The organism is Rhizobium sp. CB2179 (assembly GCF_057653455.1).
The window spans coordinates 1,244,972-1,257,610 of sequence record NZ_CM172781.1 but is presented as its reverse complement, the minus strand read 5'-3'; the positions used below and the strand labels follow the sequence as shown (position 1 = coordinate 1,257,610).

Here is a 12,639-nt window from a genome sequence, read left to right as displayed (position 1 = left end):
GACACCGAAGCCTGACGCCGTAGCAGGCAGCGCCTTTGCGCACATAAGAAAAACCGCGCCGGAAAGCGCGGTTTTCAGATTGCGATGCAGAGGTCGCCGCTTACTGGACCGGCTGTTCCATTCCCGCCGTGGTGTCGAGCGCCAGCTCGGCATTGCCGTCCATCTGATAGATGTCGTCGCGGAACTGGACGATGCCGTCGGGCATGCCCCAGGCAGAGATGTAGACGAAATAGACCGGAACTTCCGTGGCGAGCTTGACCGGCGTGTTGACGCCGGTTGCGATCACCTGCTCCATCTGCTGGCGGTTCCAGCCGGGGGTCTCGCGCAAGAGCCAGTTCGACAAGTCGCGCACGTTCTGGACGCGGACGCAGCCCGACGATTCGAAGCGCATCAGCTTGTTGAACAGGCCCTGCTGCGGCGTGTCGTGCATGTACTCGCCGTTCTTGTTGTAGAAGTTGATCTTCGTCGACGCCATGGCGTTGGTCTTGCCGGGGTCCTGACGGAACATCAGGTTCGGCGCCTCGCCGTTCCAGTCGATAGTCTCGGGGGCGACTTCATTGCCCTTGCCGTCGAGCAGACGAATGGCATTCTTTTCGAGATAGGTCGGATCCTTGCGCATCAGCGGCATGATGTCCTTCTCGACAATCGAGCGTGGTGCCGTCCAGTAAGGATTGAGGATGACCTCGTAGATCTTCGAATTGACGAGATGCGTCGGGCGGCTCAAGCGGCCGACAACCGCTGTGTGGCGCGTCGCGACACTGCCGTCTTCAACAGCCTCCACATAGGCTGCCGGGATGTTGACCATCAGGTGACGGCGGCCCAAGTCTTCAGGGAAGGTCTGCAGACGGACGACATTGGTGTTCAGCTGCTGCAGGCGGACATCGGCGGGGATGTTCATCGCCTTCAGCGTGAATTCGCCGAGAACGCCATCCGCCGGCAGGCCGTGACGCGCCTGAAAGCGCTTGACGGCGCCGTCGACATAGGAATCGAAGGCGTTGGACAGGCCGGCCTCGCGCGGCAGGTCGCCGGTGATCGCAAGGCGCTGGCGCAGCGCCTGGACGGCTGGAGAGCTGACGCCGAGCTGCAGGCGCTGGTCACCGGGGTTGACCTCAGGCCAGCCACCGGCTGCGGCGATCTGCTGATACTGCATGATCGCCTGCTGGGCGCTCGCGACCGATTGGGGCCCAAGGATCGGCGTGTTGGAAACCATGGCGGTCGCCGTGCGCGACGCCGCCTTGGCGTCGAACTGGTCGTCCCAGTTGCCGCGGCGCGGCGCATTGATCAGCGTATCGAGCGCCGATTGCGCGAATGCCGGCGCGGCAAGCGCGCTGGCGCCAACCGTTGCCGCGGACGCAAGGAAGGCGCGGCGCGAAAGAGCTTCAATTCCGTTTTTCTTTGACATAGTCCCAACCACTGAATGCCGCTATAAAGAAAACCTGCGGCCTTTTGCGATATCACTGCGCTTTAACGCAGATCCCAGTCCATTCGTTGTCCCGGCACACCGAAAGATTCCGCTTGCCCCATCACAAGATTGCGATGCGGCAGCCTGAACATTCCTGATCGGTCTATTGAAAGCGCCGGTTGCTAAGCCTTCCGCTGCCACACCAATATGGCCAATTCGTGTTGCCAGTGGGAAGACGGATTTGCCGACTGCCGGAAACAGGACGCAACGAACCATATGACGGGGTAAAGCGTGCCGGTTAATAACGGCTAAAAAACGGCTTGAATACCGGGCTTTGCGCTTGCCTGCCATGCGTTGCAAAGATGCCACGCGAGAACAAACGGCAAAAACCGGACGCGCAGGGACGCATCCGGTTTTGATCAACCATGAAAGGAGGTCAGGGGTCTCACAGGCGGTACAAAATCTGGTCGTTCCAGAAACGGTCCAGACGCTGGAGCAGTTTGTTCATCTGCGTGAACTCGTCGGTGCCGATGCCGCCGACCTTGTCGATCGAGGCGATGTGGCGTTGGTAGAGCTTGGCCACCGTTTCGGCGATGTCCTGGCCGGTGTCAGTCAGGCTGATGCGGACCGAGCGGCGGTCGATGCGCGAGCGCTGGTGGTTGATGAAGCCGAGATCGACCAGCTTCTTGACGTTGTAGGAGACGTTGGAGCCGAGATAGTAGCCACGCGAGCGCAGCTCGCCGGCGGTCAGCTCGGAATTGCCGATGTTGAAAAGGAGCAGCGCCTGGATGGCGTTGACGTCGCTGCGACCCTGACGGTCGAATTCGTCCTTGATGACGTCGAGAAGACGACGGTGCAGACGTTCAACGAGATGAAGGGATTCCATGTAAAGATCACGGATGTCGTGGTCCTGCTGGTCACGGAAGGTCGATACCGCCTGCGGCTTGATTTTCGTGTTCATATTGACTGCCTCACTGTTTGTTTGGCGGTGTGTTTTCTTCCCGCCTTGAGTGAGACCCTATCGAATACATATAAAATTCGACTTAAACCGCAGGCTTAACGGAGCCTTACCGGTAACTCCACGTTGTCTCAGGGTAAATCAACACTTACCTGGCGGCGATGCCGGCGCTTTTCCAGCCAGAGCAGCAGGCGGAAAATCAAGTAGACCACGGCGACGATGACGTGCAGCAAAATGATCAGTTGATTGGGGCCGAAAATATCCGGCAGTAGGCCATACATGAGGATTTGTCCGCCGGCGGCCAGCACCCAGATGACCGGTCCCCAGGAGACGGTGAGCCAGAGGCCGAGGGAGGCGACGGGGAAGAGCACGGCGAGGCTGGTGCTCGCCACCTTCCACGGCAGGCTCAAAAGATCGAAGCGGCCGGCGCCGACCAGCGAATAGCCGACGAGCATCGCCCAATATTGCAGGCCGAACCAGAAGCAGGAGACGGCAACCAGTCTCAGGAAGAGAATGAAGAGGATATCCGCCAGTGTGCGTTTCGGTATCGTTGGGGATTCGGTTTCCATAGCGCAGACATCGGTTTGGGGTTGCATCTTCACAAGGGCGTCCGAGCGTCTGACAAGACGCGCCAGGGCCGCTCTATAACATTGAGTTGGCGCATAACCCGAAAATCGAGCCCGATTTTCGGGTTATGCGCCAGAGGTTTTTCCGCCGCGGCCAATCGTCCGGTTTGGATTTTCCAGGCGCCATGATAATGAGCGCTCCGATAAATGGAATGGGCCAAGGACAGATATCATGCAGGACAGGACGCATCTCGTCGACGACATCACCGGTCATCGCCGCATGCGGCGCAACCGCAAGGCGGACTGGACACGCCGGCTGGTGCAGGAAAACCGGCTGACGGTCGACGACCTGATCTGGCCGATCTTCATCGTGCCGGGTTCCGGCATCATCGATCCGATCCCGGCCATGCCGGGCGTCAACCGGATGAGCATCGACAAGGCGGTCGAAGCGGCGCGGGAAGCGGCCGGCCTCGGCATTCCGGCCCTTGCCACCTTTCCGAATATCGAGATGGAGCTGCGCGACGAGACCGGTTCGAACAGCCTCGAAGCCAACAACCTGATCAATCAGGCGACGGCGGCGATCAAGAAGGCGGTGCCCAATATCGGCATCATTACCGATGTCGCGCTCGATCCCTTCACCAGCCACGGCCATGACGGCATCCTCAGAGGCAGCGAGATCGTCAACGACGAGACGGTCGACCAGGTGGCGCGCGCCGCCGTGATGCAGGCGGATGCCGGCGCCGACATCATTGCGCCGTCGGAGATGATGGACGGGCGCATCGGCGCAATCCGCATGGCGCTCGACGCCGCCGGCCACCAGAGCGTCGGCATCATGAGCTATGCGACGAAATTCGCCTCTGCCTTCTACGGTCCCTATCGCGAGGCGATCTCGACTGGCGGGCTGCTGAAAGGTGATAAGAAGACCTATTATATCGACCCCTCCAACGGCACCGAGGCGATCCGCGATGCGGCCCTCGACGTCGAGGAAGGCGCCGACATGCTGATGGTCAAGCCCGGCCTGCCCTATCTCGATATCTGCTGGCGAATGAAGGAGGCCTTCGGCCTGCCGACCTTCGCTTACCAGGTGTCCGGCGAATATTCGCAGATCAAGGCAGCGGCAATGAATGGCTGGATCGATGGCGAGCGGGCGATGCTCGAAACGCTGCTGTCGTTCAAGCGGGCAGGATGCGACGGTGTCCTCACCTATTTCGCGGTCGAAGTGGCGAAAATTCTCGCCAAGCGGTGATTGGGCCGAACCGGCCCAAATCATCCGAATCTAGAGCAAATATTGCATTTTGCCCTGCCGATACCATATCAGCGGCATCGCTTTTCCTGAGGAGATTGAGATGAGCTACAACCCCAATCCGCTTTATGCCGCACCGGAGGACTGGCGCGCCTATAGCGGCGTGTTGAGCCGCCGGGTCTTCGCCTTCATTCTCGACTATGTCATCGTGGCGCTGCTCTGCATTCCCGCAGCGATCGTGCTGTTCTTCCTGTCGATCGTCACGCTCGGCCTTGGCTTCTTTCTCTACCCTGCCCTCTTCGTCATCGTCGCCGGCATTTACTTCGGCCTGACTGTGGGCGGGCCGAGCCAGGCCTCGCTCGGCATGCGCGCCATGGGAATCGCGATCGTGCGCGTCGACGGACGGCCGATGGATTTCATGACGGCGATCGTGCATCTGGCACTGTTCTGGATCCTCAACTCGGTGCTGACGCCGCTCATCCTGCTTGCCGGCCTGTTCATCGAACGCAGCCGTCTCGTCCACGACCTGCTGGTGGGCACGGCGACGGTGCGCACAGCTTGAGACTTTGGCTGAAACCCTAACTGCGATCCCGGGGCGGAGACGAAATAAAGTCTCCGCCTTCTCTTTGCCGGCGGGTGCCGGCGCTCCATATCTAAAATTGGAAGACTGATATGAAGGGCGAAAAGCGCCCCGCTGTTGACGTTTTTTATTCTTAGGTCATGCTGTCAGGAAACGGCACGGTCTCGACAAGGAAATTTCCGCGACAAATGAATACGCAGACGACGCCATCACCGCAGTTTTATCTGACGGCTCCGGCTGCGTGTCCGTACCTGCCGCATGAGATGGAGCGCAAGGTGTTCACCCATCTGGTCGGCCCGCGCGCCGCCGAGATGAACGACATCCTGACGCAGGGCGGTTTCCGCCGCTCGCAGAACATCGCTTATCGCCCGGCCTGCGAATCCTGTCGCGCCTGCGTTTCCGTGCGAATTCTCGCCCAGGAATTCGAGCCGACGAAATCGATGAAGCGGGTGCTTGCCGAGAATTCCGACGTCATCGCCACCGAATTCGCGGCCCAGCCTTCCAGCGAGCAATATTCGCTCTTCCGACGCTATCTCGATTTTCGCCACCAGCAGGGCGGTATGTCCGACATGACCGTGCTCGACTATGCAATCATGGTCGAAGACACGCATGTGAATACGAGAATCATCGAATACCGCCGGCGCGAAGAAGGCTCCGGACTGGAGCAGCGGCCAAAGGGCGAGCTGCTTGCCGCCGCCCTCACCGACACGATGAGCGACGGGTTATCGATGGTCTATTCCTATTTCAATCCGGCGCTTGAGCGGCGTTCGCTCGGCACCTTCATGATTCTCGACCATGTCAGACGCACGAAAGCGCTGGGGCTGCCGCATGTCTACCTCGGCTACTGGGTTCAAGGGTCGCGGAAAATGGACTACAAGACGCGCTTCCAGCCGCAGGAGCATCTGACCCCGCGCGGCTGGGAACGCTTCGATCCCTCGTCCATGCCCGAGAGCACCCACGATTAGAGCCCTTCCTGGTCAGATTGAAGCATTCTGCCGGAGCAGGTTTTCGTCAGGGCAGAGGCGATTGGCGAAGGGCATACCCCTTGGTACGTCCGAGCCGATCGCCTTTGATCCTGGCGGAAAGATGCCCGGCCCTTCGGGTTGGCTGAAACGGGCCGCCTGCTCGACCGGCCGGCTTGGCCGTAGAGCTGGGCTACGACGCGCGCCGGCCGGTCGACCATCCGACTCCGTTTGAGCCAACAGAATGCTTCAATCTGACCAGGAAAGGCTCTAAATGTTCCCCACCGCTCTTTCCGACCATCGGAAAGGCCTGCTGCTGACGGCGATCGGCGGGCTGGCGCTTTCCATGGATATCCCGTTGATGAGGCTCGCCAACGGCGAGCTGTGGTCGATTCTTGCGGCGAGAAGCATCGCGACCCTTGGCGTGACGCTGCTGGTCGCAACGGCGCTCAGGATCGCCAAGGGGCGATGGCCAGTGCTCGTGCCGGGCTGGCCGGGCCTCGTCACCGGTCTGCTCTACGGGCTGACGACGGTGATCTTCCTTCTCGCCGTTTTCAACACATCGACGGCCAATGTCGTTTTTATCGTCGCCTTCAATCCGATGTTCGCCGCCCTGCTTTCCTGGATTTTCCTGAAGGAGCGGCCGGCGCTGGCAACACTGCTCGCCATGGCGGCGATGATCTTCGGCGTCGGCCTGATCGTGCGGGACGGGCTTTCGGGCGGCCATCTCTTCGGCGATAGCATGGCGCTGCTTACCGCCTTCATCATTGCTGCCGCCATCACCATCAGCCGCGCCTCTCGCCGGGAGATGGGCTTCGTCTCGCTGCTTTCGACCGTGCTGCCGGCGGCGGTCGGCCTGATCTCGGTCATGCCGGCAGGCGGTTTTTCGATCGAGCATCCTGCCTGGATCCTCTTTAACGGCGCGGTGATGATGCCGCTTGCCTTCTGGTGTTTGGCGACCGGGCCACGTTACCTCTCCGCGCCGGAGGTCGGCATGTTCTACCTGCTCGAAACCGTGCTCGCACCGATCTGGGTGTGGCTGATCTTCGCGGAAACGCCAGAGCCGATGACGCTAGTCGGCGGCGGCATCCTGGTGGCGGCGATCGCAGCCCATTCCGTCTGGATAGTGCGGAGGAAAAGCATCGTTCAAATGGCAGGCTAGGACGTTGTCGCCGTTTCGCTGCCGTGTTATAACGCCGTTACCACACAGAGGATGAGGCGATGAACGTCACAATTCGAAAGATCGGCAATTCCGAGGGCGTTATTATCCCTAAAGAGGTACTGCAGCGGCTGGGCTTGAGCAGCGGCGACAGCCTCGAACTGCGAGAGGTCGAGGGTAATATTCAGCTTGTACCGGAATCCGCCGACCTTGCCGAGCAAATGCGGGCAGCCCGCATCGGCATGGAAAAATATCGGGTGGCGCTCCGCGAACTCGCAAAATGATACGGCTTAAGTGGCTGAGCCGCCAAGCAATTGAAAATATGCACGATGAGCAAATTGCCGAGCATGGCGGTCTGGCTGGCCTGCGGGATACCAATGCATTGGAAACCAGCTTGGCACGCCCGCTTAACAAGGCTGCATACGGCGAGACAGACATCTTCGTACTCGCCGCAGCCTATCTCTATGCCATTGTCAGAAACCACCCATTCGTGGATGGAAACAAGCGCACAGGCTATCTTGCGGCGTTTACGTTTCTCTACATCAACCGCTATGTCATCAATGCCGACAACGCGCAGGTCATTGCATTTGTACTAGAGGTAGCCGCCGGCGAGATCGACGAGGAAGGCGCTACCCGCTTCCTGCGGGATTTCAGCGTACCCCTCAGCCCGTAGCCTTGAACTGCTGCTGCTCCAGTTCCCTGCCAAGACCTTCGACCACATGCGCCCAGCCTTGCCGGGTCTTTTCCTCGTGTTCGGCCCATTCGGCGCACATTTCATGGGTCAGCGTCAGACGGCTGCCGCCGCCGAGAGGCTCGATGTTGATCTCGACGCGGTCGCAATTGTGATCGTGCTCCTCGACGGAGAAGCTGAAGACCATGCGCTGCGGGCGCTTCAGTTCCAGGAAGACGCCCTGATGAAAGGCGTCGCCGGTCGGGCGGCGGTCGACGACGAAGAAACGGCCGCCGACGTGCGGATCGATTTCGGCGCGAATGACATGACCGTCATCGGTCGCAAACAGGAAGCGGCGGGCGATTTCGGGGTTGAGCCACGCGTCGTAAACGACGGCGGGCGGCGCTTTGTAGGTGTGGCTGACATGCAGTTTGATGGTGCTGGCGGGCATCGATTTTCCTCCGTTAAGGGCACGCGCACTTCCCCAAGCGCACGGGCCGCGGCCATCTCGTCCGCCTTCTGAGCCGGCCTGTTCGTATTTTTGGTAACATCAATGAGATAGAGGAGTTGTTGCGCCCGCCAAGAGTCGGGGGCGGAATTTACTGGATAATTCCTTCAATCAGAATCGATTGAAGGATAAATTATCCAGCAATTCAAATTGTTACGGCGTCCTTTGCGCGTCTGAAAGGACGCGGGACGCTGTTATGCTTTAGCCGGCGAATTTGCCGCTACGCGGGAAACCCTTCGGCACGGTGCGGCCGGCGGTGGCGCGATCGGCCAGCCATTCGGCAAGCTCGTCTTTGTTCTTCGTGAAGGTTCGACCGGCGCTGTCTTCCCAGACGAGGCCGTCCGATATCGCGAAGCAGCGAATGTCGGAAATGCCGCCATCCTTGTAACGCTGCAGACGTACGCCCTTGCCGCGCGACATTTCCGGCACCTGGGCCAGCGGGAAGACCAGCAGCTTGCGGTTTTCGCCGACGACGGCGACATGGTCGCCGCTGACGGGCACGAGCAGCTGGGTTTCCTCGGGCAGCCCGACATTCATGATCTGCTTGCCCTTGCGGGTATTGGCGACCAGCTCGGCTTCGGGAACGACGAAGCCGTTGCCGGCGGTCGAGACGATCAGCTGCTTGCGCGAGGGATCATGGACGAAAGCGGTCAGCACCGCCTGGTCGTTATCCATATCGACGATGATGCGCAGCGGCTCGCCATGACCGCGACCGCCCGGCAGCTTGTCGCCGCCGAGGGTGAAGGCCTTGCCGCCTGTGGTGAGGATCAGGATCTTGTCCGTGGTCTGCGCTGGGAAGGCGATCTTCAAGCCGTCGCCTTCCTTGAAGGTCAGCGTCGCCGTATCGGCGATATGGCCCTTCAACGCGCGGATCCAACCCTTTTCGGAAATGACGACAGTGATCGGTTCCTTCTCGATCATCGCCTGCTGGATTGCTTCCTCGTCGGTCTCGGGCGCGTCGGCAAACTGGGTCCGGCGGCGGCCGATCTCGGTCGCCTTGGCGAATTTCTTCTTCACTTCGCCGATTTCCCAGGCGACCGTCTGCCACTGCTTGTCGTCGGAGGAAAGCAGCGTCTCGATCTCGCCCTTTTCCTTGGTGAGTTCGTCGAACTCCTTGCGGATCTCGAACTCTTCCAGCTTGCGCAAGGCGCGCAACCGCATATTGAGGATCGCCTCGACCTGATTGTCGGTGAGATCCCAGCGCGCCATCATGACCGGCTTCGGCTCGTCCTCCTCGCGGATGATGCGGATGACCTCATCGATGTTGAGGTAGGCGACCAGCAAGCCGCTGAGGATTTCGAGGCGCCTGTCGATCGCCGCCAGGCGGAAGCGCGAACGGCGCTGCAGAACTTCGCGGCGGTGGTCCAGCCACTCCTTCAACACCTCGTTCAGCGCCATGACCCGCGGGATGCGGCCCATGGAGAGCACGTTCATGTTGAGCGGGAAGCGGCTTTCGAGTTCCGTCAGCTTGAACATCGATTCCATCAGGATCGTCGGATCGACGCTGCGGGTCTTCGGCACCAGCACGACACGAATGTCTTCGGCCGATTCGTCGCGGATATCTTCCAGCAGCGGCAGCTTGCGGGCGATCAGCAGCTCGGCGATCTTCTCGATCAGCCGCGATTTCTGCACCTGGAAGGGAATTTCGGTGATGACGATCTGGTAACCGCCGCGGCCGAGATCTTCCGTCTGCCATTTCGCCCGCACGCGGAAACCGCCGCGGCCGGTGCGGTAGCTCTCGATGATGCTGTCGCGGCTATCGATGATGATGCCGCCGGTGGGGAAATCCGGGCCGGGAATGAATTCGACGAGCTTTTCGACGGTCGCATCGGGATGCTTGATCAGATGCAGGGCAGCGTCGCAAAGCTCGTGGGCATTGTGCGACGGGATCGAAGTCGCCATGCCGACGGCGATGCCGGATGAGCCGTTGGCGAGCAGGTTCGGGAAGGCGCCGGGAAGGACGACCGGCTCGGAATTCGATTCGTCATAAGTGTCGCGGAAATCGACGGCATCCTGATCGATGCCTTCAAGCAGCAGTTCGGAGACCGCCGTCATCTTCGATTCGGTGTAACGCATGGCGGCGGGGCTGTCGCCGTCGATATTGCCGAAATTGCCCTGGCCGTTGACCAGCGTGTAGCGCTGCGAGAAATCCTGGGCGAGACGGGCAAGCGCGTCGTAGATCGACTGGTCGCCGTGCGGATGGTAGTTACCCATCACTTCGCCGACGATCTTGGCGCATTTTCTGAAGGCCGAGTTCGGCCTCAGCCCCATCTCGTTCATCGCATAGACGATGCGGCGATGGACAGGCTTCAGCCCGTCGCGCACGTCAGGCAGGGCGCGGTGCATGATGGTCGACAACGCATAGGCAAGGTAACGCTGCTCGAGCGCCGCCTTGAGGTCGACCGGCTGGATGTGATCGTCGTCTCCGCCTGAAGGCGGCAAAATCTCTTGTCCCATAGGTTCTGACTAGCTCAGAAGAGGCCGGCGGGCAAGGAATCGGGGCCATTGCAGCTGTGGATGAAGTCTTGGGACTGACATCAAAGGATGAGACAAACGTTCCGCCGCAATTTGGACTTCGTTTGCCGTTCCTCTCAACAGAAATTTAGAGATCCGCAAATATAAAGCGGGCCTAATCCGTAGTAGCGTAACTGCAGATTTCCAACCGCCACCACGCCACCAGAGGAATCACCCCATGAACTTTTCCCGGACAACGCGGCTGATGCTGTCGGGCGCCGCCTTTTTCTCGCTCGCCGGTTCGGCCTTCGCCCTCGACGGCGCCGATCTGCTGAAGAAGCTCAATGCCGCCTATGCCGTACAGGGCGGAACGATTTCGGCTGACGCCGTCGATATCGACGGCACGACCGCGACGCTGAAGAATGTCAGCGTCAAATCGGCCGGCGGTGAAAGCTTGGCCGTCGGCGAAGTCACCCTTTCCGGTGTCGAAGAAGACGAGGATGGCGGCTATTACATCGAAGAGGCCGCCTTCCCCGATATCAACACCACGAAAGACGGCGTCACGGTCACGGCGCAGGAGCTGACGCTCGGCGGCATCTCGATCCCGGCAACGGCGGGCGGCGACACGCTCGATACGATGATGCTCTACGAAACCGCTCATACCGGCCCGTTGAAGGTGGTCAAGGATGGGGCGGAAGTGTTCTCGCTGCTCGAAACCGACGTCAATCTGACACTGCGCGAAGACGAATCCGGCTTCGATTTCGACGGCGCCTTCAAAAGCATGAAGGCCGACCTCAGCAAAGCCGAGGATCCGCAGAGCAAGGACGCGATCGAGAAGCTGGCCCTGCAGCACATCCAGGGCGACATCACCATGAAGGGCGCTTGGGAACTTGCGCCCGGCACGATCGACATTTCGGAATTCGCCTTCGACTTCACCAACATCGGCAAGCTGAACCTTGGCTTCAAGATCTCGGGCTACACGATGGCCTTCGTCAAGTCGCTGCAGGATGCGATGAAGCAATCTGAAGCCAATGCGAACAAGGAAGAATCGCAGCAGGCACTCGGTCTTGCCATGCTCGGCCTGATGCAGCAGCTGTCCTTCGAGGCCGCGCAGGTGCGCTTCGAAGATGCCTCGATCACCAAGCGTGCGCTCGATTATGCCGGTTCGCAGCAGAACATGTCCGGCAAGCAGATGGCGGATTCGCTGAAGGCGATGACGCCGATCATGATCGCGCAGCTCAATATCCCGGAACTGCAGAACGCCGTTTCGGCTGCCGTCAACACCTTCCTCGACGATCCGAAGAGCCTGACCGTCAAGGCCGCCCCTGAAAAGCCGGTGCCGTTCCCGACGATCGTGGGCGCTGCCATGGGCGCTCCGAACACGCTGCCGCAGGTGCTTGGCGTCAAGGTTACCGCCAACGACTGATCGCTTCGATCTCGCGACGAAAGGCCCGGCAGTAGTGACCTGCCGGGCCTTTTCGTTTTTAGGCGCGGTGACGGGCAACCTCGGCGATGGCGAGGACTGCGATATCAAACAATTCCTCTAGCGATGCGCCGTCCCTCGCCTGCACCGACATGCCCTGGATGATGGCAGCGAGGAAGCGCGCCAGCGCGCGGGGGTTCGTGTCGGACTTCATGTCGCCCTCGCGGATGCCACGCTCGATCCTCGCCGTGAAAGCGTCCAGCGACCGACGACGCATCGCTGCGACATGGTCGGCGATCATGGCATTCTCGCTGGCGCAGTTCAGCACAGCCGTCGAGATCATGCAGCCTTTCGGATGCTCCGGAGCCGAGAAAATCGCAGCCGAGCCCCGCAATATGCGCTCGAAGGCGGAGACGGTGTCGATCGGCTCGCCAAGCGCGGAAAACGTGTCGGAACCTAGCGCTCGGTACTGCTCCAGCGCCGCTCGATAGAGATCTGCCTTCGAGTTGAAGGCGGCATAGAGACTTTGCGGCGTGATGCCCATGGCGGCAGTGAGATCGGCGATCGAGGCGCCCTCATATCCATGCGCCCAGAAGGTCTCGCGGGCAGCCGACAGCACTGTCTCGCGGTCGAAGGCCGGCGGACGGCCGCGGCGTCGGGCGGTAGAATTTTCCACGTCTCGGCTATTTTTCACAATGATCACTCTAGAAATTC

The 12,639-nt window shown here is 60.4% G+C and carries 13 protein-coding genes; 7 read left to right on the top strand and 6 right to left on the bottom strand.

The window, feature by feature from the left end:
• Positions 1–100 precede the first annotated feature (100 nt).
• From AC244Q_RS06310 to AC244Q_RS06300, 3 genes are all read right to left on the bottom strand, one after another.
• On the bottom strand, positions 101–1,402 hold the full coding sequence (locus AC244Q_RS06310; protein ID WP_012756884.1) for a L,D-transpeptidase family protein: 1,302 nt from the start codon (positions 1,400–1,402) through the stop codon (positions 101–103).
• 445 nt (positions 1,403–1,847) lie between these two features.
• Positions 1,848–2,363: a transcriptional regulator LdtR gene (gene ldtR, locus AC244Q_RS06305; protein WP_128405765.1), complete on the bottom strand. Its 516-nt coding sequence runs from the start codon at positions 2,361–2,363 to the stop codon at positions 1,848–1,850.
• A 128-nt stretch (positions 2,364–2,491) separates the two neighbouring features.
• Positions 2,492–2,929, bottom strand: a complete 438-nt coding sequence (locus AC244Q_RS06300; RefSeq protein WP_026157306.1) for a DUF6163 family protein — start codon at positions 2,927–2,929, stop codon at positions 2,492–2,494.
• Between the two features lie 229 nt (positions 2,930–3,158).
• On the opposite strand from AC244Q_RS06300, the gene hemB reads away from it, so the two are divergent.
• From hemB to AC244Q_RS06270, 6 genes are all read left to right on the top strand, one after another.
• Positions 3,159–4,172 (top strand): porphobilinogen synthase, encoded by a 1,014-nt coding sequence (gene hemB, locus AC244Q_RS06295; protein WP_128405764.1) that lies wholly within the window; start codon positions 3,159–3,161, stop codon positions 4,170–4,172.
• A gap of 100 nt (positions 4,173–4,272) precedes the next feature.
• The gene (locus tag AC244Q_RS06290; protein WP_003547150.1) at positions 4,273–4,731 is read left to right on the top strand and encodes an RDD family protein; all 459 of its coding nucleotides are present in this window, start codon (positions 4,273–4,275) and stop codon (positions 4,729–4,731) included.
• A gap of 206 nt (positions 4,732–4,937) precedes the next feature.
• A complete protein-coding gene (locus tag AC244Q_RS06285) occupies positions 4,938–5,714 on the top strand; it encodes an arginyltransferase (protein ID WP_003558295.1) in 777 nt (258 codons plus the stop codon).
• Between the two features lie 271 nt (positions 5,715–5,985).
• Positions 5,986–6,873, top strand: coding sequence for a DMT family transporter (locus AC244Q_RS06280; RefSeq protein ID WP_012756880.1), 888 nt, complete (start codon positions 5,986–5,988; stop codon positions 6,871–6,873).
• Between the two features lie 59 nt (positions 6,874–6,932).
• The gene (locus AC244Q_RS06275) at positions 6,933–7,154 is read left to right on the top strand and encodes an AbrB/MazE/SpoVT family DNA-binding domain-containing protein (RefSeq protein ID WP_012756879.1); all 222 of its coding nucleotides are present in this window, start codon (positions 6,933–6,935) and stop codon (positions 7,152–7,154) included.
• Complete coding sequence (locus AC244Q_RS06270; protein WP_012756878.1) at positions 7,151–7,543, top strand: type II toxin-antitoxin system death-on-curing family toxin; 393 nt, start codon at positions 7,151–7,153, stop codon at positions 7,541–7,543. The genes AC244Q_RS06275 and AC244Q_RS06270 overlap by 4 nt, the downstream gene beginning before the upstream one ends.
• Here AC244Q_RS06270 and AC244Q_RS06265 read toward each other — a convergent pair.
• The gene (locus tag AC244Q_RS06265) at positions 7,533–7,991 is read right to left on the bottom strand and encodes an SRPBCC family protein (protein WP_012756877.1); all 459 of its coding nucleotides are present in this window, start codon (positions 7,989–7,991) and stop codon (positions 7,533–7,535) included. The genes AC244Q_RS06270 and AC244Q_RS06265 overlap by 11 nt on opposite strands.
• Positions 7,992–8,249: 258 nt before the next feature.
• Positions 8,250–10,505: a DNA topoisomerase IV subunit A gene (parC, locus tag AC244Q_RS06260; protein WP_128405763.1), complete on the bottom strand. Its 2,256-nt coding sequence runs from the start codon at positions 10,503–10,505 to the stop codon at positions 8,250–8,252.
• Between the two features lie 235 nt (positions 10,506–10,740).
• Here parC and AC244Q_RS06255 point away from each other — a divergent pair, with 235 nt between their 5' ends.
• Positions 10,741–11,928, top strand: a complete 1,188-nt coding sequence (locus AC244Q_RS06255; protein ID WP_128405762.1) for a YdgA family protein — start codon at positions 10,741–10,743, stop codon at positions 11,926–11,928.
• 58 nt (positions 11,929–11,986) lie between these two features.
• On the opposite strand, the gene AC244Q_RS06250 is transcribed toward AC244Q_RS06255, so the two are convergent.
• The gene (locus tag AC244Q_RS06250; RefSeq protein WP_017993560.1) at positions 11,987–12,628 is read right to left on the bottom strand and encodes a TetR/AcrR family transcriptional regulator; all 642 of its coding nucleotides are present in this window, start codon (positions 12,626–12,628) and stop codon (positions 11,987–11,989) included.
• Positions 12,629–12,639: the final 11 nt, after the last annotated feature.

Coding starts and splice junctions, on each gene's coding strand:
- AC244Q_RS06310 (WP_012756884.1), bottom strand. CDS start 1,402: ATGTCAAAGAAAAACGGAATTGAAGCTCTTTCGCGCCGCGCCTTCCTT.
- ldtR (WP_128405765.1), bottom strand. CDS start 2,363: ATGAACACGAAAATCAAGCCGCAGGCGGTATCGACCTTCCGTGACCAG.
- AC244Q_RS06300 (WP_026157306.1), bottom strand. CDS start 2,929: ATGGAAACCGAATCCCCAACGATACCGAAACGCACACTGGCGGATATC.
- hemB (WP_128405764.1), top strand. CDS start 3,159: ATGCAGGACAGGACGCATCTCGTCGACGACATCACCGGTCATCGCCGC.
- AC244Q_RS06290 (WP_003547150.1), top strand. CDS start 4,273: ATGAGCTACAACCCCAATCCGCTTTATGCCGCACCGGAGGACTGGCGC.
- AC244Q_RS06285 (WP_003558295.1), top strand. CDS start 4,938: ATGAATACGCAGACGACGCCATCACCGCAGTTTTATCTGACGGCTCCG.
- AC244Q_RS06280 (WP_012756880.1), top strand. CDS start 5,986: ATGTTCCCCACCGCTCTTTCCGACCATCGGAAAGGCCTGCTGCTGACG.
- AC244Q_RS06275 (WP_012756879.1), top strand. CDS start 6,933: ATGAACGTCACAATTCGAAAGATCGGCAATTCCGAGGGCGTTATTATC.
- AC244Q_RS06270 (WP_012756878.1), top strand. CDS start 7,151: ATGATACGGCTTAAGTGGCTGAGCCGCCAAGCAATTGAAAATATGCAC.
- AC244Q_RS06265 (WP_012756877.1), bottom strand. CDS start 7,991: ATGCCCGCCAGCACCATCAAACTGCATGTCAGCCACACCTACAAAGCG.
- parC (WP_128405763.1), bottom strand. CDS start 10,505: ATGGGACAAGAGATTTTGCCGCCTTCAGGCGGAGACGACGATCACATC.
- AC244Q_RS06255 (WP_128405762.1), top strand. CDS start 10,741: ATGAACTTTTCCCGGACAACGCGGCTGATGCTGTCGGGCGCCGCCTTT.